We start from the raw sequence: 23128 nt of genomic DNA, 5'->3' as shown, positions 1-23128 counted from the left end.
TCACCCTCGGGAGGTACTACGACACCGGAAGGACGCAGTGGCCGCGCGCGGCCAGCACGACCGGCTCCGCGCTCACAGCCACGCCGTCGAGCACCGGGCGGATCGTCACCGGGTACGGCGCGACGTTGATCGCGACCACGGCGGCCGCCTCGCCGCTCGCGATCGGAACGCCGATCGCGCCCGCCCGGTCGGCGCAGAGCTCCAGCCGTTGCCGCACCCCGGCCGACGCCAGCAGCGACCGCCAGAATCCGGCGTGCACCGGATAGTCCGCCCCCAGCACCACGGCGACGCCACCGCCGGGCGGCTCGACCCGCACGGCCACCGGGAGCCCGCTCCCGGTCTCGCGCAGCAGCGGCTCCCCCGCCCCGGCGAGGAACTGTGCCCGCGTCACCCTGACCTCCCGCGTCCCGTGCTCGGCGAGCGGACCGACCGCGCGGACGCTCGGGAAGTACTCCCGGTCGGCATGCATGCTCTCCGCCACGACGCCCCCGCTGGTCAGTCCGAGTGCGTCGGCGAGGACCGTGCACGGGGAGCCGTCGGCGTCCTCGGCGGGCAGGTCGCCGGCGAGCAGCAGCCGGCCTCCCGTCTCCAGGTGGTGCGCCAGGAACTCCTGCACGCCGCGCCCGAGCTCGCGTCCCGTCGCCAGCACGACGAGCTCGCGCTCCCGTCCGGGCCGCGGGTCGGCGGGCGCACCGGCGCTCCAGGCCGCGTCGCTCCCGGCGGCGGCCTGGAGGTCGAGCCCGCCGAAGCTCCAGCCGCCCAACACGAGCGCGCGGGCCAGGGTCTCCCGCAAGCCGAGGCCGCGGTGCAGCTCCCGGTCGCGCACCTGCTCGGCCCGGCGGGAGGCCGCCGGGTGCCGGTACTCGGTGAGGTAGTGGTCGGCCACGAAGCCCAGCACCAGATCGTCGGTGAGCTGGGTCCCTGTCGCGAACAGGTCCGCGTGCCCGGCGACGGTCCGCACCGCCTCCGCGACGCCGTCGAGCGTCGGCGACGGCTCGCCCTCCGGACCGATCGGCGCGGCGAACCCGTGACGCTCCCCGGTGAAGGAGATGCGGTCGTTGCCGTCGCCCACCGGCTCGTCCAGGAGCGGGTTGATCCCCCCGGCGAACAGGTAGTAGCTGATCAACCGGGTGCCCTGGGCGACGTCCAGCAGGGTCTTCAGCACCGTCGCCTCCGGCGAGACGAGCCGGGCCAGGTCCTCGCTGTAGTCGCCGCTGCCCGCTTCGAACTCGAGCGCGGTCAGCGGCTGGTCCGGTCCGTGCACGGCGGCGGTGAACGCGTTCGCGACGTAGAGGTCGGCCGCGTCGGTCACCGTCAGCTCACCGAGGTACATGTCCGTCCCGCCGGTCATCCCCGGCCGGCCGCGGTACGCCTGGGCGAGCTGGCTGATCCCGATCGGGAAGGTCAGCCCGCGGCCCGCGTCGGTGCCGTGCAGGTTGACGAGCAGCGGGGCGGTGATCCCGGCCTGACGCGCCCAGCCCTCCAGACGCTGCAGGTAGCCGGCGTAGCGGCTCCGCACGAAGCGGCCGAGCTCCTGGTGCAGCGCGAGCTCGCGGTCGCCGCCGGCGCCCCCGGTGCGCGGGTCCACGTCCTCCAGCGACGGCGCCTGCTCGCGCGCCCAGGCGGAGAACGCCGCACGCGCGTGGTCTGTGAGCGTCGGCGTGTTCGACACCCAGTCGAGCATGCCCACCTCGTTGTCGAGCTGCACCGCGATCACCGGCCCGCCGTGCTCGCGCTGCCGCCCGGCGATCACCGGGAGGACCGCGTCGAACCACTTCGACGACTCGGCCAGGAAGGCCGGGGCCAGGTAGTCGAGCGAGTGCGTCGGGCCCGGCTCGCCGTCCCAGCCGAGCTGCCGGAGCTCGGGATGCTCGCGCAGCACCCGGTACGGGATGCCCTCGTTCTTCAGCTCCGCCATCTGGAACGGACCCGGCCGCGCGATGAACCACAGCCCGTGCTCGGCGCACAGGTCGATGAACGCGCCGAGGTCGCGCTCCGGCCGCGTCGCGCCGAGCAGGTCGATCGTGCCGTCCGGGAGCTCGTGCCAGAGCCACGGGATGTAGGACGCGACGGCGTTCAGCCCGGCGTCCGCCGCCACGCGCAGGCGGTCCGCCCACTCGTCGCGCGGCACCCGGAAGTAGTGCACCTCCCCGGCCAGCACCATCCGGGGGGAACCGTCGATCAGGATCCGCGAGCCCGCCAGCCGGGTCGCGGCGCCGGCCGCGCTCACAGCCCGTTCTGCCGTGCGATCGCGCCCAGCCGGCCGAGCGACGGCTTGGGCGTGCGCTCGAAGGTCTCCAGGTCCACGCCGATGAGCCCGAACGTGGGGCGGTACCCGCTGGCCCACTCGTAGTTGTCGAGGGCGCTCCAGTGCAGGTAGCCGCGCACGTCCACGCCGCCGGCGATGGTCTCGTGGATGGCGCGCAGCGACGCCTCGGTGTAGTCGATCCGGCGGCGGTCGTCGGAGGTCGCGATGCCGTTCTCGGTGACCATGATGGGCGTGTGCCCGCTCTTCTCCCACGCCGAGCGGATGCCGTCGGCGGCGGCCTGCGGGAAGTACTCCCACCCGGTCAGCGTCGTCTCGGCGTCCTCCGCCACCGGGCGCGGACCCTCCGGCCCGATGAACGTGCGGGTGTACGCCTGCACGCCGACGAAGTCGTCGCCGGCGGACTCCTCCAGGTACCAGTCGTCGCGCGGGTAGCCGTACTCGTGCAGCATCTCGGCCGCGCCCGGCTCGTCGGTCGGGAGGAAGTCCTGCGTGGCGATCGTCCAGCCGCTCTGGAGGCCGGGGATGCCCGACAGCACCTCGCGCGAGCGCCGGTGCGACGCGAGCAGCGCGTCGGCGACCTGGAGGTCGGGGTTCGGGAGGCCGTAGGCGACCAGGTTCTCCGCCTTCTCGCCGCCCGCGAGCATCGCCGCGATGTTCGGCTCGTTGATCGTGCAGACGTAGCGCACGCCGTCCTGGAGGATGGGCAGCACGGCCTCGGTGTAGCGCGCGAACAGGTCGGGGGCCTCCGGGTTGCGCCAGAAGCCGGCCTGGTCCATCCAGCGCGGCACGGTGAAGTGCATGAGCGTGACCACCGGTTCCAGGCCGGCGTCGAGGCAGGCGTCGATCATCCGCCGGTAGTGGTCGAGGTTCGCGCGCGAGACGAAGCCGCGCTCCGGCTCGATGCGGGCCCATTCGACCGAGAAGCGGTAGCTGTTCAGGCCGGCGTCGGCGAGCAGGCGGAGGTCCTCCGGATACCGGTTGTAGTGGTCGGCGGCGTCGCCGCTCGGCTCCACGATCGCGGTGCCCGGGGTGTGCTCCATGACCCACCAGTTGCTGTTGACGTTGTTGCCCTCCACCTGGTGAGCGGCGGTCGCGGCGCCCCAGAGGAAGCCGTCGGGAAAGGTGAGCACAGAGTTCTCCTTGGTTCGAGTCGGTCGGGATGAAGGCTGGTCAGCCGCGCGACGGCGTCGGCACCGCGTCGAGCAGCCGCACGGTGTAGTCGTCCTGCGGGCGCTGCAGCACCTCGGCCGTGTCGCCGCGCTCGACCACGACGCCCTTGTCGAGCACCATGATCCGGTCGGTGACGAGCCGCGCGCTGAGCAGGTCGTGGGTGATGTAGAGCATGCTCACGCCGCGGCTGCGGCGCAGCTCCTCCAGCAGCGCGAGCACGCCGGCCCGCAGCGACATGTCCAGCATCGACACCGGCTCGTCGGCGATGATCACCTGCGGGTCGCTGGCGAGCGCGCGGGCGATGACGACGCGCTGGCGCTGGCCGCCGGAGAGCTGGTGCGGCAACCGGGCCGCGAACTTCTCCACCGGCGTGAGGCCGACCGTCTCCAGCAGTTCGAGCACGCGCGAGCGCGCCGCCCTGCCGCGCAGCCCGGTGAAGTTCTCGACCGGCCTGGTCAGGGTGTACTCCACGGTGTGCAGCGGGTTGAGCGCCGCATACGGGTCCTGGAACACCATCTGCACCTCCGAGTGGAGCTGCTTCAGCGCGCGCCGGCCGCGGAGGGTGTCGATGCGCACGTCGCCGAAGGCGATCGTCCCGGAGGTGGGCCGCTCGACGCCGGTGATCAGCTTGGCGATGGTCGACTTGCCGCTGCCGCTGGCACCGACGAGCGCCATCGACATCCCGGGCTCCAGGGTGAACGACACGTCGTCGACGGCGCGCGTGGCGCTGCCCCTGCGCCCCTTCGGATAGACCTTCACGAGGTCGGAGACCACGATCGGCTCGCGGGCGCCGACGCGCAGCCGGGCGGCGTTGCCGGTCGTCCGCGCGCCCGAGACCGCTCCGGTGACCGGCGCCGGCCGCGTGGCGCCCTCCTCCCGCCGCTCGAGGCCGGGCACGGTCACCTCGGCGGCGCGAGGGTCGCCGTAGTGGCTCAGCAGCATCTGCGTGTACGGATGCTCGGGCGCGTTCAGGATGCGGTCGCTCGGGGCGTCCTCCACGATCACGCCGTCGTGCATGACCAGCACGCGCTGCGTGGCCTCCAACACGACGCCGAGGTCGTGGCTGATCAGGACCGCGGTGAAGTTCTCCGACGCCTGGAGCTGGCGGATCGTGTTCATCACGGCGTGCTGCACCAGCACGTCGAGCGCGGTCGTCGGCTCGTCGAACACCATCAGGCGCGGCTCGAGCGCGAGCGCCAGCGCGATGGACACGCGCTGTCGCATCCCGCCGGACAGCTCGCCGGGATAGCGCGCCAGCGTCGCGGCAGGCAGCTCGACCTTCGCGATCAGCTCCTCCGCGCGGGCGGCGCGCGCACGCGGCGGCACGTGGCCGTGCGCGGCGAAGATGTCGAGGAAGTGGTTGCGGATGGTGCGCACCGGGTTGAGCGCGTTCATGCCGGATTGCAGCACCATCGCGAAGCCGCCGCGGCGCTGGACGCGGACCTCTTCGGTGGAGAGCGCGGCGATGTCGGTGCCGTCGAACAGGATGCGGCCGCCCGCGATGCGCGCCGGCGGCTTCGACAGCCGGGTGAGCGCGTAGCCGAGTGTGGACTTGCCGGAGCCGGACTCGCCGACCAGGCCGACGAACTCGCCCTGGCCGAGCTCGAAGCCGACGTGCTTCACGGCCTCGAACGCGCACCCCTTCTCCTCGTCGTAGACGACGGTCAGGTCGTCGACCTTCAGCAGGCTCATCGTGCGGCCTTCCTCTCACGCAGACGGGGATTGCTGAGCCCGTCGACTCCGAAGTTGATGAACGTCATGGAGACGGCGAACAGCGCGATCATCAGGCCGGGCGCGAAGAGCTGCACCCACTGGCCGGTGAGCAGCACGTTGCTGTTCTGGGCCCAGAAGAGCATCGTTCCCCAGCTCACCGTGTTCGGGTCGCCGAGGCCCAGGAACTCCAGGCCGGCCTCCGCCAGGATGGCCGCTGTCGCCGCGCCGAAGAAGCTCGCGACGATCAGCGAGGTCATGTTCGGCAGGATCTCCCGGAACACGATCCGGCTCGGGCTCTCGCCACTGAACCTCGCCGCCGTGACGAAGTCCCGGGAGCGCAGGGTCTGCGTCTGCGAGCGCAGCACGCGGGCGCCCCATGCCCAGCCGGTCACCACCACGACCAGGACGATGACGCCGATGCCGCCGTTGTGCAGGTAGGCGGCGATCACGATCATGAGCGGCAGCGCCGGGATGACCAGGAACAGGTTGACGACGAAGCCGACCCCTTCGCCCCAGAACGCGCGGACGTAGCCCCAGCTCAAGCCGACGAGGATCGCGACGAGGGTGCTCAGCAGGCCTGCGATCAGCGCGACGGAGACCGACACTCTGGCGCCCCAGATGAGCTGCGACAGCACGTCCTGGCCGACTCCCGTCGTGCCGAGCAGGTGCGCGGCGCTGCCGTCCTGGTTGTGCGGGAACGACGTGTCGTGCGGGTCGTACGGCGCGAGCAGCGGCGCGAAGATCGCCATCAGGATGAACAGCGCCAGCAGCACGATGCCGAAGCGCGCCTTGGGCTCGGACCACACCGTCCCGAACGCGCGCCCGGCGACGCGCAGCGGGTTCCAGCCCTTCTGCTCGTTGTGCGCCGCCGCCAGCTCGGTCGCCCGGACGGAGGTCGTCGTCGGTTGCTGCGTCGTCGGTGGCTGCGTCATCTGTCTCTGCGTCATCGCCGGTTCCTTCTGCGTCATCGTCTGGTCCTCGGGTCGAGCACGCCGTACAGGATGTCCACGAGGAAGTTCGCGATCAGCACGCTCACCGTGATGATGAGGAACAGCGCCTGCATCAGCGGGTAGTCCTGGTTCGTCACCGCGTGGAAGAGGAGGAGGCCGACGCCGGGGTAGGCGAACACGGTCTCCACCAGGAGCGACCCGCCCACCACGCCGCCGAGCACCATGCCGAAGGACGTGAACTGCGGCAGCAGTGCGTTGCGGGCGGCGTAGCGCAGCGCGACGGTGCGGGTGCGCAGCCCGTTCGCCTCCGCGAAGGTCACGTAGTCCTCGCCGAGCGTGTTCACCATCGTGTTGCGCATCCCGATGATCCAGCCGCCGAACGCGGTCAGCAGGATCGTCAGGCCCGGCAGGATGCCGTGGTACACCGCATCGCCGAAGAACTCCCAGCTCCAGTTCGGCGTCGCCGTCTGCGAGTACGCCCCGCTGGTGGGGAACCAGCCGGCGACGTAGCCGAGGAAGAACAGCAGCAGCAGCGCGATCCAGAAGTAGGGGAAGGCGGACAGGAACTGGCCGCCGACGGTCGGGACGGTGTCGAGCGCGGTGCCGCGCTTCCAGGCCGCCAGCACCCCGAGCAGCGTGCCCAGCACGAAGGCCAGGATCGTCACCGTGCCGACGAGCACGAGCGTCCAGGGCAGCGCGGCCCCGATCAGGCTGGACACCGACTGCGGGAAGTAGCTGAACGACGGCCCGAAGTCGAAATGGACGACCTGCCCCAGGTACGTCACGTACTGGTCCCAGAGGCTCCCGGTCGGCACGCCGAGCTGCGCCTCGATCGAGGCGCGCATCGCCGGCGAGACCGGGCCGTTCTGGCTGAGCTTGGCGATCGCCGCGTCGGCCGGTGAGCCGGGCATCAGTCGCGGCAGGATGAAGTTGATCGTGACGGCGGCCCACAGGGTGAGGGCGAAGAGTCCCAGTTTCCCCAGCAGATAGCGCACGGCGACCTCCTTTCGGTGTTTCGGTGCAGGCGAGATCGCCGGCCGGCCGCGGACGACGCCCGCGGCCGGCCCGCGATCACTTCGCCTTCGTGAGGTGGGTGAGGATCAGCAGCGAGTTCTCGGTCCAGGTGGCCGGGGTCGCGTACGGGTCGTCCGCGCTCGGCCAGCCGGTGAAGGACTTGTCGCTGAACAGGCCCCAGAGGCCGCCGTAGAACATGCTGATGACGGGCACCTTCTCGTACATGACCTGCTGGAGCTGATCGATGTACTTCTTCTGGTCCACGGTCGAGGTGGCCGACCGCAGCTGCTGGAGCAGGGCGTCGGCCTGCGGATCGCTGAACCGCTCGAAGTTGCCCGACGCGGCCGTGCCGAGCGGCTTCACGAACTCGCTGCTCATCAGCGTGTTGAAGTCCTGGTAGACGCTGCCGGCGCCGCCGAAGGCGCCCATCAGGAGCTGGAAGTCGCCGTTGTTCTGGGCCTGCGTGTACGCGGCCGGCTGCGGCTGGTCGATCGTGACCGCGATCCCGATCGCCTGGAGCTGCGACTGGACCGCCTGCACCCCGCGCAGCCAGTCGGCGTAGCCGTTCGGCGTCGTGATGGTGAGGTGCAGCTGCTGCCCGGAGGCGTCGACGAGCTTGCCGCCCTGCTGGGTGTACCCGGCCTTGGCGAACGACGCCAGCGCCTTCTGGGTGTCCTGCGTGATCATGCCCTGGTCCGGCAGCGAGGTGTTCAGCCACTGCTGCGCGTTGGGCAGGAGGATGCCGTTCTGGCCCGCGGCCTTCACGTAGCCCTGCTCGGCGTCGCCGGCGATCTTGTCGCGGTCGAGCGCGTAACTCAGGCCCATCCGGAAATCGAGGTTGTTGAACGGCGCCTTGGTCAGGTTGGGCATCAGCGAGATGGTGCCGCCGGGCGGGAACCAGTACTTGTTGTGCTGCTTGTTCGCGCCCACCCAGGTCTTGTCGACGTCGTCGATGAACGAGTAGGCCCAGTCGTAGCCGTTCTTGACGAGCTGGAGGCCGGTGTTGGAGGCCGGGAGCACCAGCTTCTCCGCCGCCACCTTGTCGGCCTGCCAGTACTTCGTGTTCTTCACCATCGTGTACTGGTTCGGCGCGAAGGTGCCGACCACGTACGGGCCGGTCGCGACCGGCTTCTCGTTGGCCCAGGTCACCGGGTCCTTCACGGACTTCCAGATGTGCTCCGGCACGATGATCTGCTGGTCGATGATGCTCGCAGCGGGAACGTTCGGGCTCTTCAGGTGGAACGTCACGGTGTCGCCGGAGGTGCTGATGGTGTCGATGTTCTGCCACTGCCCGAGCAGGTCGAGCGCGGAGGTCTTCTTGATGAGGTCGAACGTGTAGACGACGTCGGCCGGGGTGAACGGCTTGCCGTCCGACCAGTTCACGCCCTTGCGGATCGTGTACTCGATCGTCTTCGGGTCGACCACCTTGTCACCCGTCGCGAGGAACGGCGTGGCTTTGCCGTCGATGGAGTTGACGACCTGGAGCGGCTCGTACATGTAGTGCGCGCCGGTCCGTGCGGTCGGGGCGAACGGATTGAAGTTGCGCACGAAGGTCGGGTTGCCGCCGTCGGCGCCGAAGAGGAGGGAGCCGCCGGCCCCCGAGTTGCCGTTCGACCCGGAGGTCTGGATGCTGCACGCGCTCATCGCGAGCAGTGAGGCTGCTGCGGCGACGGCGACGAGCGAACGCCGGAGGCGCGTTCTGGACTTGTTCATCGCGGTGAGGTCCCTTCAGTCGACGATGACTTGGTGGCGCCGCACGGTGGCGGCGAGGCTTCGCCCTGTCCGGCGGAGGTGAGCCGAGCGGTGGGCGGGACCCACTGTAAGCGCATACGAAAAGTCTTTCAACCCCATCCCGAATCATCCTCCCCCGTGCCAGAATGTGAACCTGACCACCAATTCACAGAAGAACCCGGGGGAACAGTGGCGAGAAAACCGACGGTGTATGATGTCGCCGCGCACGCGGGAGTATCCATCGCGACGGTCTCCCGCGTCCTTACCCGACCCGGCGATGTACGCGCATCCACCCAGGAGCGGGTGCTGGCCGCCGTGCGCGAGCTCCGCTACGTGCCGAGCGGCAGCGCCCGCGGTCTCGCCGCCCGCCGCACCGGCGTGCTCGGGCTGTTCCTGCCGGGGGTGGACGCCGTGGAGGACCTGAGCGACTCGGTCGTCGGCGACGACGCCCCGGTGGAGGTCAGGCGCGACCCAGCGAAGCCCGGCCACGCCACCGCGGCCAACCTGTACTTCGAGGAGGTGCTGCGCGGCTGCGAGCTCGAAGCGTGGCGGCAGGGGTTCTCGCTGATGATCTGCGTCGGGCGCGGCCGTTCCCCGGAAAGCCTGGAGATCGCGCTGAGCGACCTCGCAGGCAAGGTCGACGGCCTCGCCGTCATCGCCCAGAGCGCGCCGCACGATGTGCTCACCCGGATCGGAGACTCGATCCCGGTCGTGTATCTCGCCGGCCAGCGCCGCGGCGACGACTTCGACCACCTCACGGTCCGCAACCGCGAGGGCATGCGGGCCCTCACCGAGCACCTCATCGACGACCACGGCATCCGCGACCCCGTCTACCTGACCGGCCCGTTCGACTCCCCCGACGACGCCGAACGCTACGGCGGCTTCGCCGAGGCGCTGGAGGGCCGCGGCATCAACCCGACCGCGCTGCCGGTGCTGCACGGCGAGTTCTCCCGGGAGCGCGCCCGCGCCGTCGCCGAGGACCTGATCGCCGGCGACCGGCTCCCCCGCGCCCTGGTCTGCGCCAACGACCAGATGGCCCTCGGCGTGCTCGACGCCCTCCGCCCGGCCGGCATCCGCGTGCCGGAGGACGTCATCGTCACCGGCTTCGACGGCATCGACGAGGGCGCCACCTCGGAGCCGCGGCTCACCACGGTGATGCAGCCGATGCTGGAGCTCGGCCGGGCCGCGGTGCGGGCGATGGTCGCCCGGTTGACCGACCCCGACCTCGAGCCGGTCAGCACCGAGCTGCCGGTGACGGTGCTGCTGCGGGAGAGCTGCGAAGGGCGGATGGGGTGAGCTGACGGCCACCGGACGATCGGTTCGGCCATTGGTGCTCAATCGGCGTAGCGTGCTGCCATGAGCGGGAGGGCGCTGGCTGCGGGATGCCTGACGGTGCTGGCGCTGGCGCTGGCCGGGTGCACGCCCGCCACCACCTCTGCGCACTCGGCCGCCACGACCTCCGCGACCTCCTCCACCGCCGGGTCGACACCCGCCGCCACCGCGATCCAGCACATCGTCGTCATCGTCGACGAGAACAAGCCGGCAGGTTCGGTCATCGGCGATCCGGCGGCGCCCTACCTGAACTCCCTCGCCCAGGCGGGCGCGCTCGCCACCGACTACTCGGCGGTGACCCACCCGAGCCTCCCGAACTACCTCGCCCTCACGAGCGGCACCACCGCTGGGATCACGACCGACTGCAACCCGCCGGGCGGCTCCTGCCTGGTCACCGGCCCGAACCTCGCCGAGGAACTCGACCACGCGGGCCGCACCTGGCGGATGTACGCGGAGAGCATGCCGGCGCCGTGCACGACGACGAACACGAGTCTGTACGCGGTCAAGCACAACCCGTTCCTCTACTTCCCGAGCGTGACCTCCTCGACGGCGTACTGCGCGGCACACGACGTGCCGTACTCCCGCTTCGCCACCGACCTCGCGTCGGCGAGGACCCTCCCGGCGTTCTCGTTCATCAGCCCCGACCTCTGCAACGACATGCACGACTGCTCGGTCGCGACGGGCGACGCCTGGCTCCACGCGAACGTCCCGCGGATCCTGGCCTCCCCCGCCTTCACAACGCAGCGCTCGCTCCTGGTCGTGACCTTCGACGAGGGGGACGCCGGCGACAACATGGTCGCGTGCGTGTTCGCGGGATCCGCGGCGCGCCCGCACTCGGTGTCGGCGGTGCCGTACACGCACTACTCGCTGCTGCGCACGATCGAGGAGGTGTGGGGGCTGGCGCCGCTGAGCCGGGAGGACGCGGCGGCGGTGGCGATGACGGGGATGGTGGGGTGAAGTCAGCATAGAGATATTGACATGACAACTCCACACGTGACATTGTCATGCACAGGCCTCCCGGGCCCCGGCTCGCCGCAGACGTGGCGCAGGAGAACAGGAACCAGACGATGAAGTTCACGAACTATGTGGAGCACGGCGCTCAGCAGCGTTGGACGCTGAGGGCCGCCTGCATCGCCGCGTTGCCGATCGCGTTGGGCGTCGCTGCCGTACCGGTCGCAGCGTCCGCTGCGAACACGTACTACGCCGACATGCTGCCCTCGAGCCGCGATCAGGTCCGCCAGACCAAGAAGCCTCTGAACATCAGGGGCGCGCAGGGGTCTGCTGCGACGAACGTCTTCCAGTTCCACCTGACGAACACGGCCGGGGGAGGTTGGCTCCTCGCTGGAGCGTCGAGCGAGAGAGGCGGCGGGCTTGGCTTCGTCCACCAGCCGTACAACCCGGGATACAGCAACTGCTGGTGGGCCAATGCGCAAGCAAAGACGCAGGGCCAGATCGGACTCACGTGCTACGCGATCAGCTGAGCCCGTCCCGACGGCGAAGCGGGGTCGTCGCGGGCGCGGCAGTCTGCCTGCTCGCGGTCGGGATCGGCGCCTCGGTGGGTGTGAACAGCGCGACGGCCGATAAGAAAGGTGCCCCCGGGCCTGAGGCGGGCGCTGTGATCGCTGTCCTCGATTCGCCGGCGGACGCGTTCCCTGCGGGGGTCGACACCGATGCCCTCATTCCGGGAGGACTCGACCGCGACAGCCTGCAGAAGCTCGGGTCGGACGGGCCGAAGTCGTTCTGGACCGGCACCAACCACGCGGGCGACATCTGCCTCATCACGATTCTCGACGTGCGGCTCACGACCGCAGCCGCGTGCAGCCCGGCAGCGGACGTGGAAGCGAACGGACTCGACCTCTCTGCATCCGGCGACAACCATCAACCCGACTACGATCCGATCGTCGCCATCCTGGTGCCCGATTCGGCCAGCGCCGAACCGATCGCCGAGGCGTCATTCACCAGGGAGTCGACGACCCCGGTCGAGGTAGCCGCGGAAGAGTCGGCCAACCGGTCGGATTCCTCACGGGCGAAGGCGCCCAGCTACGATCGCGCGCCGAATCCGAAGAAGAATCCGTGGAAGCGACACGGATCCAACTTGGTGGTCGCCAAGCAATCCGAGGTCCCCAAGGACGTGAAGTACGAGTTCGGGCGCAAGCGCGGGCACAGTGGTCCCCCGATCAGCTTCCACGGGTAGCGGGATCTTTCTGGGAGGGGAGGCGCAATGAACTCGTTGTTCTTGTGGAACGTCTTGTGCGCTGTCATGGCCGTTGCAGTGATCGCTGGGATCGTCGCGCTGGCGGTCTTCCTCCGCCGTCACGGGCGAGCTGAACGCGGGGATCCCACCCGGAGACTGTAGCGGCGGATCCCCCGCTTCCTTCTGGTGCCGCGCCCCGCCCGTGCTTGCGTTGTCCCCATGGCAGCCGTGAAGCGCGTGATCGGCTTCATCCACGGCGAAACCGTCGCTGGCCCGGTTGTACTCGCACTCGCGCTCCTCAACCTCCCAGCAGTGTCCTACCCGTGGGTAGAAACGCATCATCTGGCTATGGGATGGTCGGCCGCCCACCGGTGTGCCTGCTCAACCCGGTCCTTGCGCTCACTGTCGGTAAGGCGCGGCTCTCCAGCTACCCGAATCACGACGTACGAAACCGGATCAATCTGATTCAGGTTCTGAAACCCAACAGTCCACGTGTACCCGCTTCGCCGCTCCTTGCGCGCCTGGAGCTGGTAGGCAAGCAACACGACAAGAACAACCATGGTCGCTAGCCACGCGACTCCAACACCCGATAACAGCACGACAAAGTACGCGTTTGAGGGATTGGTAGGACGGAATAGAAGCGTGGCGCTCATTGCGAGCAAGCACACTACCCAGACGATGATCATCCAGCGACCCAGGACGGATAACTTGTAGGACGCGATGCCTCGAACCGGTTCTTCGCGACGAAACTCGTTCAATTCTCTCCCGAACAAGGTGACCTCTTCGTCCTCTTCCTGCCGAGCATAGCGGCGCCAAACCAGACCCACGGAGATCACGCGTTCGCTTCGGCGACGAGACGATCGACACGCAGTTGGTCGACTACGAGCAGGGCGCAAGCGAATCCGAAAAGGATGTACTGGGGAAACCACGGCGAAAAGGCGAAACCCAGCGCGCACACGCCCAACGTAAGAACCGACTGCCACGCCCTGCGCAGATAGATCGAGTGGATGCCCAACGGACCGAACAGGGCCATGAGAGCTAGTGCCATCCGAACGGTCCGAAGCTGGCGCCCGGGAATGACCGCCTGGTCTTGGCGGATTTCATCCTGGAAAGTGGTGGCCGGGCCGGGCGCCCAAGACAGCACTGCGGCAGCCGACATCAGGATGGCTACGAATGCACTTGCGATCCAATGCAGCGAGAACGTCGTGGGAACCATGAGGATTACGACTTCAGCTCCCGCGACGGCAGAGAGAAGCCACCTGCCCCACGATCGAGCGCGCACGATCGCGCGCAGTGCGGCGGCGGGAAGAACGCCGAAGAACACCCATGCCAGAGCGGAAGCAATGACAAGGACAGCGACAGCGCCGAAGCCAGGGAAGGCGCCCATCATCCACGTGCGGATAACCGAAACGAAGGAGGTCACGACAACGGTCGTTCCACCGGCTATTCCCCCGGCCGCCACAACACCGAGAGCGACCCCAGCCCGGGTTCGAACGCTGAACGTGGCGCCGATCGGTTTACCTTCCACTCCGCGCTCCTAGAAGTCCGTAGGGCGACACCGAACCGTGCAGTAGCGCAACGTTAGCGGCAGAGAAAGCCGGCCAACCAGATCACAGCGCTGAAAGAGTTCACATCCGGCCGACCCCACTTCTCGGCGCAAGCCTGGCCGCAGCAACTCACGCGTACGCCAGGTACCGCCCCCGCTTCCCCGGCTCCGCGTACTCGAACCGCCGCACGAGCCCCGCACCCTCGAAGACCCCCACCTGCTGCGTGAACTGCTCGTTCGTCACGAACACGGCCCGCCCGACCGGCCACTCCTCCGCGAACCACGTCCGCAAGCCGGACAGCAGGCGCGCGTCGAGCCCGTCAACCATCCGCGACCGCCGCACCCAGAAGAACACCACCGCATCCACCTCCGCCCACTCCTCCGAGCCGAGCGCCGTCACCGTGGACGCCGCCAGGAACTTCGCGCTCGTGTCGAACACGTAGACGCACCCCAGACACTCGGTGTCGCCCGGATCCCGCACCGTGTAGGTGAACGCGCGGTGCGCGCGGTGTCGCTCCTCCAGGCCGCTCAGGTCCGCGCGGTTCGCGGCTACGGTGAAGTCGTCGGCCGGCCACGAGGACTGCTCCCACAGACGCAGCTCGTCGCGGGTCTCCATCAGGGCCGCGTGGTCGTCGGCCGCGTCGTCCGCGGTGATCGGGCGAAGGACGAACTCCGAAGTCCGCAGTCCCGCGGGGATCGGGACGGCCGGGTCGGTCAGCGGCACGGCGGTCAGCCCGCCGTCCGGCAGACCAGGACGTTCAGCCGCGCCCGCCGGGTGAACCCCAGCCGCTCGTAGACCGCGATCGCCCGCTCGTTCACCGTCTCGACGTGCAGGAACGGCTTCTCGCCTCGCGCGAGGATGCCGCGCATGACGGCGAGCATCACCTGGAGGGCGAAGCCGCGGCCTCGCCATTCGGGGTCGGAGCAGACCGCGCTGACCTCGCACCAGCCGTCCGGGCGCATCCGCTGGCCGGCCATCGCGGCGAGGCGGTCGCCGACGCGGACGCCGTGGTAGCCGCCGAAGTCGATGGTGCGCGGGAGGAACGGGCCCGGCTTCGTCCGCTCGACCAGGTCGAGCGCCTCGGCGATGTCGGCCTCCCCGAGCGGGACGAGCCGGGCGTCGGGACCGAGCTCGGGAGCCGGCGGGAGCTCCGCGCCCTCGAACACGTACTGGTAGCAGTCGTAGCCGGCGACGGGCTCCCACCCGTCGGGGGCCGCGTCGGCGAACACGCCCAGGGTCGTGTCCGGCCCGACCAGCCCGGCGAGCCGGGTCCAGTCCGCGAGGCTGCCGCGGTCGGCGACCGACGCGAACGGGGACATCTCCGGCGGGTAGCGGCGGGCCCGGTCGTCGCCGACCGCGAAGGCGGACTGCGGGCCGGTGAGGGCGTTCCAGGCGGGGTCGTCGAGCACATGCATCCCCTCAGCCTCGCACACGACCGCGGACCCAGGCGTACTGTCTCAGGCAGCATCGCGCCACCCGGGCGCCGGCGCCGGAGAAGGAGACGTATGAGCAGGGCCGCGATCGTGGTCAACCCGGTGAAGACCGACCCGGAGAAGCTGCGGGAGGCCCTCGCGGCCGCCGAGCACCGGCACGGCTGGGAGGACACGCTCTGGCTGGAGACCACGGAGGACGACCCCGGCGCCGGGCAGACCAGGGAGGCTCTCGAACGGGGCGTCGACGTCGTGATCGCGGCCGGCGGCGACGGGACCGTGCGCACGGTCGCCGAGGAGCTGCGCGGCGGCGACACCCCCCTCGCCCTGCTGCCGTCGGGAACCGGCAACCTGCTCGCCCGCAACCTCCACCTCACCCTGGACGACGTCGAGCACGCCCTCGACACCGCGTTCGACGGCACCGAGCGGGCGATCGACGTCGGGGTGGCCGAACTCCGCGCCGGGCGCGACGGCACCGGGCGCGACGGCACCGGGCGCGACGCCACCGAGCGCCGCGCCTTCCTGGTCATGGCAGGGCTCGGCATGGACGCGCAGATGATCGCGGCGACCGACGAGGACCTCAAGGCGAAGGCGGGCTGGCTCGCCTACGTGCACGCCGTCGGCCGCGTGCTGCGGGACCAGAACGAGCTGAGGCTGCGTTACCAGCTCGACGGCGGCCGGGTGCACGCGCTGCGCGCGCACACCGTGATGATCGGCAACTGCGGGTCGCTGCAGGCCGACATCCTGCTGCTGCCGGACGCGGCGGTGGACGACGGCATCCTCGACATCGTGATCCTGCGGCCGGAGAGCGTGATCGGCTGGCTGCGGATCGCGGTCAAGATCTTCTGGGAGAACGGCGTGCTCCGCCGCACCAGCGTCGGCCGGCGGCTGCTGCGCGACGACCGCGAGGTGCACGCGATGAACTACCTCACCGGCAGGGAGATCGTCCTGACCTCCAGCCGGCCCGAGCAGGTCGAGCTCGACGGCGACCTGTTCGGCGAGGTCAGCTCCATGCGGGTGCGGGTCGACCCCGGCGCGCTCCGGGTGCTCGTCCCCCGCGAGTAGCACAGCCCGAAGGAATAGCACAGCCCGCAGGACTGGAACAGCCCGGTGACGGGCGCCCGAGACGGACGTATGCTGATGGTCCCCGTAGCTACGGGTATGGGGAAAACACGCCAGAGCCCGGCCGAGCGATCGGTCGGGCTCTGGTGCGTGCGGGCATCCTGGTCACGCGGCCCCGCTGAGGGCCTTGGACTTGAGCGCCTCGAACTCGGCCGGGGTGATCGTCCCGGCGTCGAGCAGCTTCTTGCCCGACTCGATCTCCTCCGCGGGCGAGCCGGACCCGGATCCGGCCACCGAGCGGATGTAGTCGGCGGAGGCGGCCTGAGCCTGCATCGACCCTGCCGCACTGCGCTGCGCCATCCGGCCGCCCCGGGCGATCAGGTAGATGAAGGCGGCGAGGAACGGGACCACCACCAGGAAGAGGACCCAGAGCGCTTTGGCCCAGCCGTTCAGCTCAGGGTCGCGGAACAGGTCGATGAACACCCGGATGAAGATCGTGATGCACACGAACACCAGGTAGAACCAGAAGGACCAGACGAGAAAATCCCAGAAAGTCATTGCGACTCCGATCGGTTCGCGAAAGGCGGTTCCGGTTCGCGTGGCCGAACGGTACGACGTGCGGCGCCGAGTCGGCAAGAGGGTAGTCCGGCGGGCGTCCCGTGCGAAGGGGGGGCGCGAAAACCCGCTGTTGCCAAGTTCGCGTTTTAGATGCATCATGCAGCCGAAAGCATCATGCAGAGCGAGGAGTCGCGACCATGACTCGAACGGAATCCCACCCTCCGGTCCAGCGGACCGGCTGGGTCGGCTGGGTGTTCTTCGCAGCGATCCTGCTCCTGATCGGAGCGGCGATCGACATCTTCTACGGGATCATGGCGATCATCGGTCCCAACACCGCCTACTTCATCGGCCCGAACGGCAAGGCGGCCGCATTCGACGTGGCCGGCTGGGGCTGGTGGTCGCTCGTCATCGGGCTCGGGTTGGCGTTCGCCGCGTTCGCGCTGCTCACCGGCCGGACCTGGGCGCGCATCCTCGCGGTCGTCATCGCGGGAGCGAACGCCGTCAGCCACCTGATGTCCCTGCCGGCGCAGCCCTGGTGGTCGATCGTGATGGTCGGCATCGACATCCTGGTGATCTACGCGGTCACCGTCCACGGGAAGGAAGTCCGAGCCTGACCGGAGTTCGCGCGCGGCCGCCGGATTCCCGCAGTTACGGGGGTTTCCGCGGATGCACCGGGGTCGCGCGCGAGCCTCTTCGGTAGCATGCTTCGCATGCCCATCAGACTCGAGAACGTCGGCATCGCCGTCCGCGACCTGGAGGAGGCGATCGCCTTCTTCACCGACCTCGGCCTCACGGTCGTCGGCCGCGACACGGTCAGCGGCGAGTGGACCGACACCGCCGTCGGCCTGGACGGCAACCACGCGAACATCGCGATGCTGCAGACCCCGGACGGGGAGGGTCGGCTGGAGTTGTTCGAGTACCTGCACCCCGACGCGATCGAGACCGAGCCCACCCTCCCGAACGAGATCGGCATGCACCGGGTCGCGTTCCAGGTCGACGACATCGAGCGCTCCCTGGAGGTCGCCGCCGCACACGGCTGCCACCCGCTCCGCGGCGTCGCCACCTACCGCGACCTCTACAAGCTCACCTACCTGCGCGGGCCGAGTGGCATCCTCGTCATGCTCGCCGAGGACCTGAAGCGCGACAAAAACGTGAGCGCCTCGGGTCACTGACCTGCTTGGAGTGCCGCGATCTGGCCGCGGGCGGCCAGGACGAGCTCCTCGTTCGTGTTGGCGTGGCCGGCGAGGCCCCAGCCGCCCTCCACGGCCTCGGTCAGGAGGACCCAGGTGCGCTCGGCGAGGGTGGGGTCGCCCGCCGCCTCAGCGACGAGGGCGGTGAACCGCTCGACGACCGCGAGCTGCTTCGGCCGGTCGAGCGCGCCGGCGTTGGTCAGGACCTGGACGCGCACGTAGTCCGAGTCGCCGTCGACGTTCGACAGCGCCTTGACCGGGAGCTCGTGGACGAAGGCGGCCGTATTCTTGCGGAACAGCGGGATGTCGGGCACCTGCTCGATCACCTTGAGGGTGTCGGCGAGGGTCGCGGCGAGCGTGTGCGGGTCGGAAGGGAGGCTGCCGGATGGCGTCGGACGCGAAGGCGCGCATGATCGAGGGCGCCGCCCGCCTGCTGGCCGAGAAGGGCCTCCAGGAGACGTCGTTCTCCGAGGTGCTCGCCCTCACCGGCGCGCCACGCGGGTCGATCTACCACCACTTCCCCGGCGGCAAGGCGAGCCTGGTCGCGCAGGCGCTCGACCTCCAGCGCACCAAGTCGATCGCGGTCATCGAGTCCGCCCGCGGCCGGTCGGCGGTGGAGGTCGCCGCGACATTCCTGAACGCGTGGCGGCAGCTGCTGCTGGTGTCGCACTTCCAGATCGGCTGCTCGGCGGTCGCCGTCGCGGTCGCCGCGGACTCCGACGACCTGCTGGAGCGCTCCGGCGCCGTGTTCCGCGACTGGACGAGCCGCCTCGGCGAACTGCTCGCGCTCGGCGGCGTCCCCGCCGAGGCCGCGGACGGGGCGGCGTCCCTGCTCGTCGCCGGCAGCGAAGGCGGCGTCATCCTCAGCCGGGCGCAGTCGAGCATCGACCCGTTCGAGGCGGTCGCCGCGCAGTTGCTGGCGCACGTGCGGGCGCTGAGCGAGCCGGTGGCCGGCTGAGCCGCAGCACCCGCCAGCACCCAGCGACAACACTCCTTGTGCTGCCCCAACCGACAGCGGCGCTCGTTCCGTAGCGCGCGCGGCGACACCGCCGCATCCTGGATTCAGAACAATCCACGACAACGACGCCGCAGTGTTCCCGACCCGCCTCCGCATCGCCGCGGGGGCCGGAGTCCGCACCGAACGCCTTCCGGGCCGACTTGTCACCACACCCTCCAGGAACGAGTTCGACATGCTGGAATCACATCACCGCGACAGGGTCGCCATAGCGCTGCGATCGGTCGTCAAACGCTATGGGGAGCACACCGTCATCGACGACGTCTCGCTCTCGGTGCGGGAGGGCGAGGTCGTCGCGATCATCGGCCCGAGCGGCGCGGGCAAAAGCACCCTGCTGCGCTGCATCAACTTGCTCGAGGTGCCCGACAGCGGGTGCGTCACCGTCGAAGGCACCCAGGTGGACGCCGGCGCCGAGATCAAGCGGAAGCAGCTCCAGGCGCTGCGCCGGAACGTCGGCATGGTGTTCCAGTCCTTCAACCTGTTCCCGCATATGACCGTGTTACGCAACGTCAGCCTGGCGCAGGAGCGGGTGCTCGGACGCAGCAGGGCCGAGGCCGACGAGCGCTCCCTGGCGCTGCTCGACCGGGTCGGCCTGGCCGACAAGGCCGGTCAGTTCCCCGGGCGCTGCTCGGGAGGCCAGCAGCAGCGGATCGCGATCGCCCGCGCGCTCGCGCTCGACCCGCACGTGATGCTCTTCGATGAGCCGACCTCCGCCCTCGACCCTGAGGTCGGCCTCGAAGTCCTCGCCGTCATGCGCGAGCTCGCGAAGTCCGGGATGACGATGGTCGTCGTCACGCACGAGATGCAGTTCGCGCGCGATGTCTCCGACCGCGTCGTGGTGATGGCCCAGGGCGCCATCCTCGAAGAAGGCGAGCCGGAGCAGGTCTTCACCGCGCCCGGTACCGAGCGGACCCGCCAGTTCCTGCGCGCGGTCCTGGAGCGCTGACATGGACCACCTCGCCGTCGTCGCCCAGGGCGTCCAGATGACGCTCCTGGTGACCGTGTGCTCCTTCGCACTCGGCGCCGTCGGAGGCGTCCCGCTCGTCCTCGCGCGCCGTTCCCGGTTCGCGGCGCTGCGGTTCGGCGCCCGCGCCGTCATCGAGGTCGTGCGCGGCATCCCGCCGCTGGTGTGGCTGTTCATCCTGTTCTTCGGGATCGGCAGCGGCGCGATCAAGCTCGACCCGTTCACCGCCGCGATCATCGCCTTCGGGGTCGTCACCTCCGCCTACATGGCGGAGATCTACCGCGGCGGCCTCGCCGCGATCAGCGACGGCCAGTGGGAGGCCGGCGACGCGCTCGGGATGACCCGCTCGGCGACGCTCGTCAGCGTGATCGGCCCGCAGGTGCTCCGGGTGTCCATCCCCGCCGCTGCGACCTACGCGATCGGGCTGCTCAAGGACTCCTCGATCGCGTCGGTGATCGGCGTGCAGGACATCGTCTTCTTCGCCGGCCAGGACGCCAGCCAGACCGCGAACGGCATCGTCCCGTTCCTCTGGGCGGCCGGCCTCTACATCGCCATGACCATCCCGTGCGCCTGGCTGACCCGGCGCCTCGACACCACGCTCCGGAAGAGGGTCGCACGATGAATCTCGTCGAGGACTGGATCGAGTTCTGGCCACAACTGCTCGGCGGGCTCGGGGTGAGCCTGCGCCTCACCGCCGCCATCCTGGCGGTCGGGCTGCCGGCGGGCCTCCTGCTGGCGCTGTGCGCGGGAGTCACGAACCGGGCACTCCGCATGACCAGCATCGTCATCGTGGAGATCGGCCGCGGCACGCCCGCACTGGTCGTGCTGCAGCTCGTCTACTTCGGCCTCCCGACGGTCGGTGTCACGTTCAGCTCGTTCACCGCCTCCGTCATCGCCCTCGGGCTGACCACCGCCGCGTACACGAGCGAGATCATTCGCGGCGGCCTGCAGGCCGTGCCGGACGCCGAGGTGGAGGCCGCGGACGCGCTGGGCCTGAGCCGCCGGGACACGCTGCGCTACGTCGTGATCCCGCAGGGCCTGCGCATCGCGATCCCGCCGCTGGCCGGCTTCTCGATCATGATCTTCCAGGCCACCTCGCTCGCCTACACGATCGCCGTACCCGAGCTGATGTCGCAGGCGTACTCGATCGGCTCCACCACCTTCCGCTACCTGAGCATCCTCACCCTGGCCGGCATCCTCTACGCGGCCATCACGATCCCGGCGAGCTGGTTGAGCGCGCGTGTCGAGAAAGCACTGGCGCCGCACCGGGCGCCTGTCCCCACCCCCTGAAGGAGTCGCACCATGCACCACCGCATCGTCACAACCCGTACAGTCAGAGCCCGCAGCATCACAGCCACTGCGGCCGCCGCCGTCGTCCTCACCGCAGCCACCGTCCTCACCGGCTGCGCGGCGTCCGGGCGCAGCGAAGTCGCCGCCGGCTGCACTCCCAAGGACACATTCAGCACGATCAGCAAGGGGACGCTGACCGTCACCCTGTCGTCACTCCCGCCGTTCATCACCTCGAAGGGCACCGACCTCGGCGGCATCGACGGCGACATCCTCAACGCCTTCGCCAAGGAGGAGTGCGTGACCGTCACCGCGACACCCGTCGCGACCGCGGCCGTCATCCCCGCCGTCCAGACCCGGCGCTCCGATATCGCCGCCGGATCGTGGTGGCGGTCGGCATCCCGCGCCAAGATCGTCGGGCTGACCCAGCCCGTCTACCTCGACCAGATGGCCTTCGTGTCGAAACACGGCTACGACACCCTGTCCTCGCTGAAGGGAAAGACCGTCGGCACCGTCGACGGCGACCTGTGGGTCGCCGAGGCCAAGGCCTACTTCGGCGACAGCTTCAAGGTCTACAAGTCGACGACCGACATGTACCAGGACCTCAAGTCCGGACGGCTGGAGGTCGTGATGGACAGCTTCGGCTCCGGGTCGTTCAACGCCCCCGACCTCAAGGTGAAGGTGGCTGAGCCGGACCCGGCGATCGGCGCCTCCCTCCAGCCGCCGCAGACCACCTTCCCCGTCTCCTTCGACAACCCGGCGCTGCTGAAGGCCCTCGACGGTTTCATCGCCACCATCAAAGCCGACGGCCGGCTGGCGAAGATCCTCGAGAAGCACGGCCTGCCGGGGTCGGCCGTGAACACCGGGACCCCGCGACTGATCAGCTGAACCGAGGCCCCTCCACCACAGACCGGCGGCGGGCGATGCGACCTCGACACCGTCGCCCGCCGCCTTCCACACCCGTGCCCACGATCGCCACGAAAGGGATCCGATGAACACCGAGATCGACTACGCCCGGACCGAAGCGTCCAACCGTGAGCGCCTGCGCGCGAACCCCGCATGGCTCGCCCTGAAGCAAGCCGCCATCGACCTCCAGCAACTGCAGGTCAAGGACGGCTCGCTCGACGATCTGGCCAGCCGCACCTGGGCGGTGGAGCTGGTGCGTTCCATCCGCGAGTCCGTCACGGCGCTCGCCCCGTTCTTCCCGCACGACGCGGCATACCTGGCCGCGCTGGACCGGGACTTCGCCCGCTGGGCCCACGAGGACTTCGGGGTGCCGGACTTCCGGGAGTCCCTGGTGGCCTTCCAGCCGCAGCTGCACCGGGAGGACGGGCTCGCTCACCTGGTCGTGTTCCCGATGTACACGCAGAACGGCAGCACGAACCGGTTCGTGGAGGCCATGCTCGTGGAGGTCATCTGGCCCGACTTCATCGGCGAGCTCGAGAAGCAGTACACCAACGGCCTGTTCGTCTCGTTGTCCTTCATCGACTTCACCCCGGGTTACGACACCAACTCGGCCGTGCTGTTCCCCGAGAGCGTGGCGGTGGCGGAAGTGCCGACCTTCACCTGGGGGGCGATCTTCCAGGACCGCGAGGCCGCCCGCTACCGCCGGGTCGTGCGCGCCGCGGCCGGGATCACGAAACTGGAGCTGCCGGAGGACGCCGCACGGATGCTGGAGGACCAGCGGCTGACGGAGGAGACC

25 protein-coding genes are annotated in these 23128 nt (G+C 69.7%); 13 read left to right on the top strand and 12 right to left on the bottom strand.

Going from position 1 to position 23128, the window contains the following annotated elements; all coding sequences use genetic code 11:
• Positions 1-16 precede the first annotated feature (16 nt).
• The 6 genes from AC3A3H_RS07600 to AC3A3H_RS07575 all read right to left on the bottom strand — a co-directional run bounded on the left by AC3A3H_RS07600 (position 17) and on the right by AC3A3H_RS07575 (position 8829).
• Positions 17-2230 carry a beta-galactosidase gene (locus AC3A3H_RS07600; RefSeq protein WP_487613948.1) on the bottom strand — a complete coding sequence of 738 codons (2214 nt, stop codon included), beginning with the start codon at positions 2228-2230 and terminating at the stop codon, positions 17-19.
• A complete protein-coding gene (locus AC3A3H_RS07595; RefSeq protein WP_487613947.1) occupies positions 2227-3399 on the bottom strand; it encodes a glycoside hydrolase family 1 protein in 1173 nt (390 codons plus the stop codon). Before AC3A3H_RS07595 ends, AC3A3H_RS07600 begins: the two co-directional genes overlap by 4 nt.
• 40 nt (positions 3400-3439) lie before the next feature.
• Positions 3440-5131 (bottom strand): ABC transporter ATP-binding protein, encoded by a 1692-nt coding sequence (locus tag AC3A3H_RS07590; protein ID WP_487613946.1) that lies wholly within the window; start codon positions 5129-5131, stop codon positions 3440-3442.
• Complete coding sequence (locus AC3A3H_RS07585) at positions 5128-6099, bottom strand: ABC transporter permease (RefSeq protein WP_487613945.1); 972 nt, start codon at positions 6097-6099, stop codon at positions 5128-5130. Before AC3A3H_RS07585 ends, AC3A3H_RS07590 begins: the two co-directional genes overlap by 4 nt.
• 17 nt (positions 6100-6116) lie before the next feature.
• On the bottom strand, positions 6117-7097 hold the full coding sequence (locus AC3A3H_RS07580; RefSeq protein WP_487613944.1) for an ABC transporter permease: 981 nt from the start codon (positions 7095-7097) through the stop codon (positions 6117-6119).
• A gap of 76 nt (positions 7098-7173) precedes the next feature.
• Complete coding sequence (locus tag AC3A3H_RS07575) at positions 7174-8829, bottom strand: ABC transporter substrate-binding protein (RefSeq protein ID WP_487613943.1); 1656 nt, start codon at positions 8827-8829, stop codon at positions 7174-7176.
• 225 nt (positions 8830-9054) lie between these two features.
• Here AC3A3H_RS07575 and AC3A3H_RS07570 point away from each other — a divergent pair, with 225 nt between their 5' ends.
• From AC3A3H_RS07570 to AC3A3H_RS07555, 4 genes are all read left to right on the top strand, one after another.
• The gene (locus tag AC3A3H_RS07570) at positions 9055-10143 is read left to right on the top strand and encodes a LacI family DNA-binding transcriptional regulator (protein ID WP_487613942.1); all 1089 of its coding nucleotides are present in this window, start codon (positions 9055-9057) and stop codon (positions 10141-10143) included.
• A gap of 60 nt (positions 10144-10203) precedes the next feature.
• Positions 10204-11136, top strand: coding sequence for an alkaline phosphatase family protein (locus AC3A3H_RS07565; protein ID WP_487613941.1), 933 nt, complete (start codon positions 10204-10206; stop codon positions 11134-11136).
• A 110-nt stretch (positions 11137-11246) separates the two neighbouring features.
• Entirely contained in the window at positions 11247-11660 is a 414-nt protein-coding gene (locus AC3A3H_RS07560) for a hypothetical protein (protein WP_487613940.1), read from the top strand.
• A 134-nt stretch (positions 11661-11794) separates the two neighbouring features.
• Complete coding sequence (locus tag AC3A3H_RS07555; protein ID WP_487613939.1) at positions 11795-12373, top strand: hypothetical protein; 579 nt, start codon at positions 11795-11797, stop codon at positions 12371-12373.
• A 338-nt stretch (positions 12374-12711) separates the two neighbouring features.
• Here the strand turns inward: AC3A3H_RS07555 and AC3A3H_RS07550 are convergent, their stop codons facing one another.
• The 4 genes from AC3A3H_RS07550 to AC3A3H_RS07535 all read right to left on the bottom strand — a co-directional run bounded on the left by AC3A3H_RS07550 (position 12712) and on the right by AC3A3H_RS07535 (position 15335).
• Positions 12712-13209, bottom strand: coding sequence for a hypothetical protein (locus tag AC3A3H_RS07550; RefSeq protein ID WP_487613938.1), 498 nt, complete (start codon positions 13207-13209; stop codon positions 12712-12714).
• Positions 13206-13796: a hypothetical protein gene (locus tag AC3A3H_RS07545; protein ID WP_487613937.1), complete on the bottom strand. Its 591-nt coding sequence runs from the start codon at positions 13794-13796 to the stop codon at positions 13206-13208. Before AC3A3H_RS07545 ends, AC3A3H_RS07550 begins: the two co-directional genes overlap by 4 nt.
• A 253-nt stretch (positions 13797-14049) precedes the next feature.
• The gene (locus tag AC3A3H_RS07540) at positions 14050-14643 is read right to left on the bottom strand and encodes a GNAT family N-acetyltransferase (protein ID WP_487613936.1); all 594 of its coding nucleotides are present in this window, start codon (positions 14641-14643) and stop codon (positions 14050-14052) included.
• A gap of 5 nt (positions 14644-14648) precedes the next feature.
• Entirely contained in the window at positions 14649-15335 is a 687-nt protein-coding gene (locus AC3A3H_RS07535) for a GNAT family N-acetyltransferase (RefSeq protein ID WP_487613935.1), read from the bottom strand.
• Positions 15336-15425: 90 nt separating this feature from the next.
• Between AC3A3H_RS07535 and AC3A3H_RS07530 the strand changes: the two genes are divergently transcribed.
• Entirely contained in the window at positions 15426-16415 is a 990-nt protein-coding gene (locus AC3A3H_RS07530) for a diacylglycerol/lipid kinase family protein (RefSeq protein WP_487613934.1), read from the top strand.
• A gap of 162 nt (positions 16416-16577) precedes the next feature.
• Here AC3A3H_RS07530 and AC3A3H_RS07525 read toward each other — a convergent pair whose 3' ends face one another.
• Positions 16578-16970: an SHOCT domain-containing protein gene (locus AC3A3H_RS07525; protein ID WP_487613933.1), complete on the bottom strand. Its 393-nt coding sequence runs from the start codon at positions 16968-16970 to the stop codon at positions 16578-16580.
• A 197-nt stretch (positions 16971-17167) separates the two neighbouring features.
• Here AC3A3H_RS07525 and AC3A3H_RS07520 point away from each other — a divergent pair, with 197 nt between their 5' ends.
• Together AC3A3H_RS07520 and AC3A3H_RS07515 are read left to right on the top strand one after the other, a co-directional pair.
• Entirely contained in the window at positions 17168-17584 is a 417-nt protein-coding gene (locus AC3A3H_RS07520; protein WP_487613932.1) for a DUF7144 family membrane protein, read from the top strand.
• Between the two features lie 96 nt (positions 17585-17680).
• A complete protein-coding gene (locus AC3A3H_RS07515; RefSeq protein ID WP_487613931.1) occupies positions 17681-18142 on the top strand; it encodes a VOC family protein in 462 nt (153 codons plus the stop codon).
• Here the strand turns inward: AC3A3H_RS07515 and AC3A3H_RS07510 are convergent.
• The gene (locus AC3A3H_RS07510; protein WP_487613930.1) at positions 18136-18486 is read right to left on the bottom strand and encodes a tautomerase family protein; all 351 of its coding nucleotides are present in this window, start codon (positions 18484-18486) and stop codon (positions 18136-18138) included. The two genes, AC3A3H_RS07515 and AC3A3H_RS07510, sit on opposite strands and share 7 nt — an antisense overlap.
• Positions 18487-18545: 59 nt before the next feature.
• On the opposite strand from AC3A3H_RS07510, the gene AC3A3H_RS07505 reads away from it, so the two are divergent.
• From AC3A3H_RS07505 to AC3A3H_RS07480, 6 genes are all read left to right on the top strand, one after another.
• Positions 18546-19118, top strand: a complete 573-nt coding sequence (locus tag AC3A3H_RS07505) for a TetR/AcrR family transcriptional regulator (protein ID WP_487613929.1) — start codon at positions 18546-18548, stop codon at positions 19116-19118.
• Between the two features lie 232 nt (positions 19119-19350).
• Positions 19351-20121: an amino acid ABC transporter ATP-binding protein gene (locus tag AC3A3H_RS07500; RefSeq protein WP_487613928.1), complete on the top strand. Its 771-nt coding sequence runs from the start codon at positions 19351-19353 to the stop codon at positions 20119-20121.
• 1 nt (position 20122) lies between these two features.
• Positions 20123-20761, top strand: coding sequence for an amino acid ABC transporter permease (locus AC3A3H_RS07495; RefSeq protein ID WP_487613927.1), 639 nt, complete (start codon positions 20123-20125; stop codon positions 20759-20761).
• On the top strand, positions 20758-21429 hold the full coding sequence (locus AC3A3H_RS07490) for an amino acid ABC transporter permease (RefSeq protein ID WP_487613926.1): 672 nt from the start codon (positions 20758-20760) through the stop codon (positions 21427-21429). The genes AC3A3H_RS07495 and AC3A3H_RS07490 overlap by 4 nt, the downstream gene beginning before the upstream one ends.
• A 12-nt stretch (positions 21430-21441) precedes the next feature.
• On the top strand, positions 21442-22314 hold the full coding sequence (locus AC3A3H_RS07485; protein ID WP_487613925.1) for a substrate-binding periplasmic protein: 873 nt from the start codon (positions 21442-21444) through the stop codon (positions 22312-22314).
• A gap of 103 nt (positions 22315-22417) precedes the next feature.
• Positions 22418-23128, top strand: a 711-nt coding sequence (locus AC3A3H_RS07480) for a DUF6421 family protein (RefSeq protein ID WP_487613924.1), incomplete at its 3' end; no start/stop codon positions are given.

The sequence above is a fragment of the Leifsonia sp. Soil_N53 genome, assembly GCF_057655165.1.
Note: the sequence above shows the minus strand (reverse complement) of the source record. Positions and strands in the feature narration are given on the sequence as shown.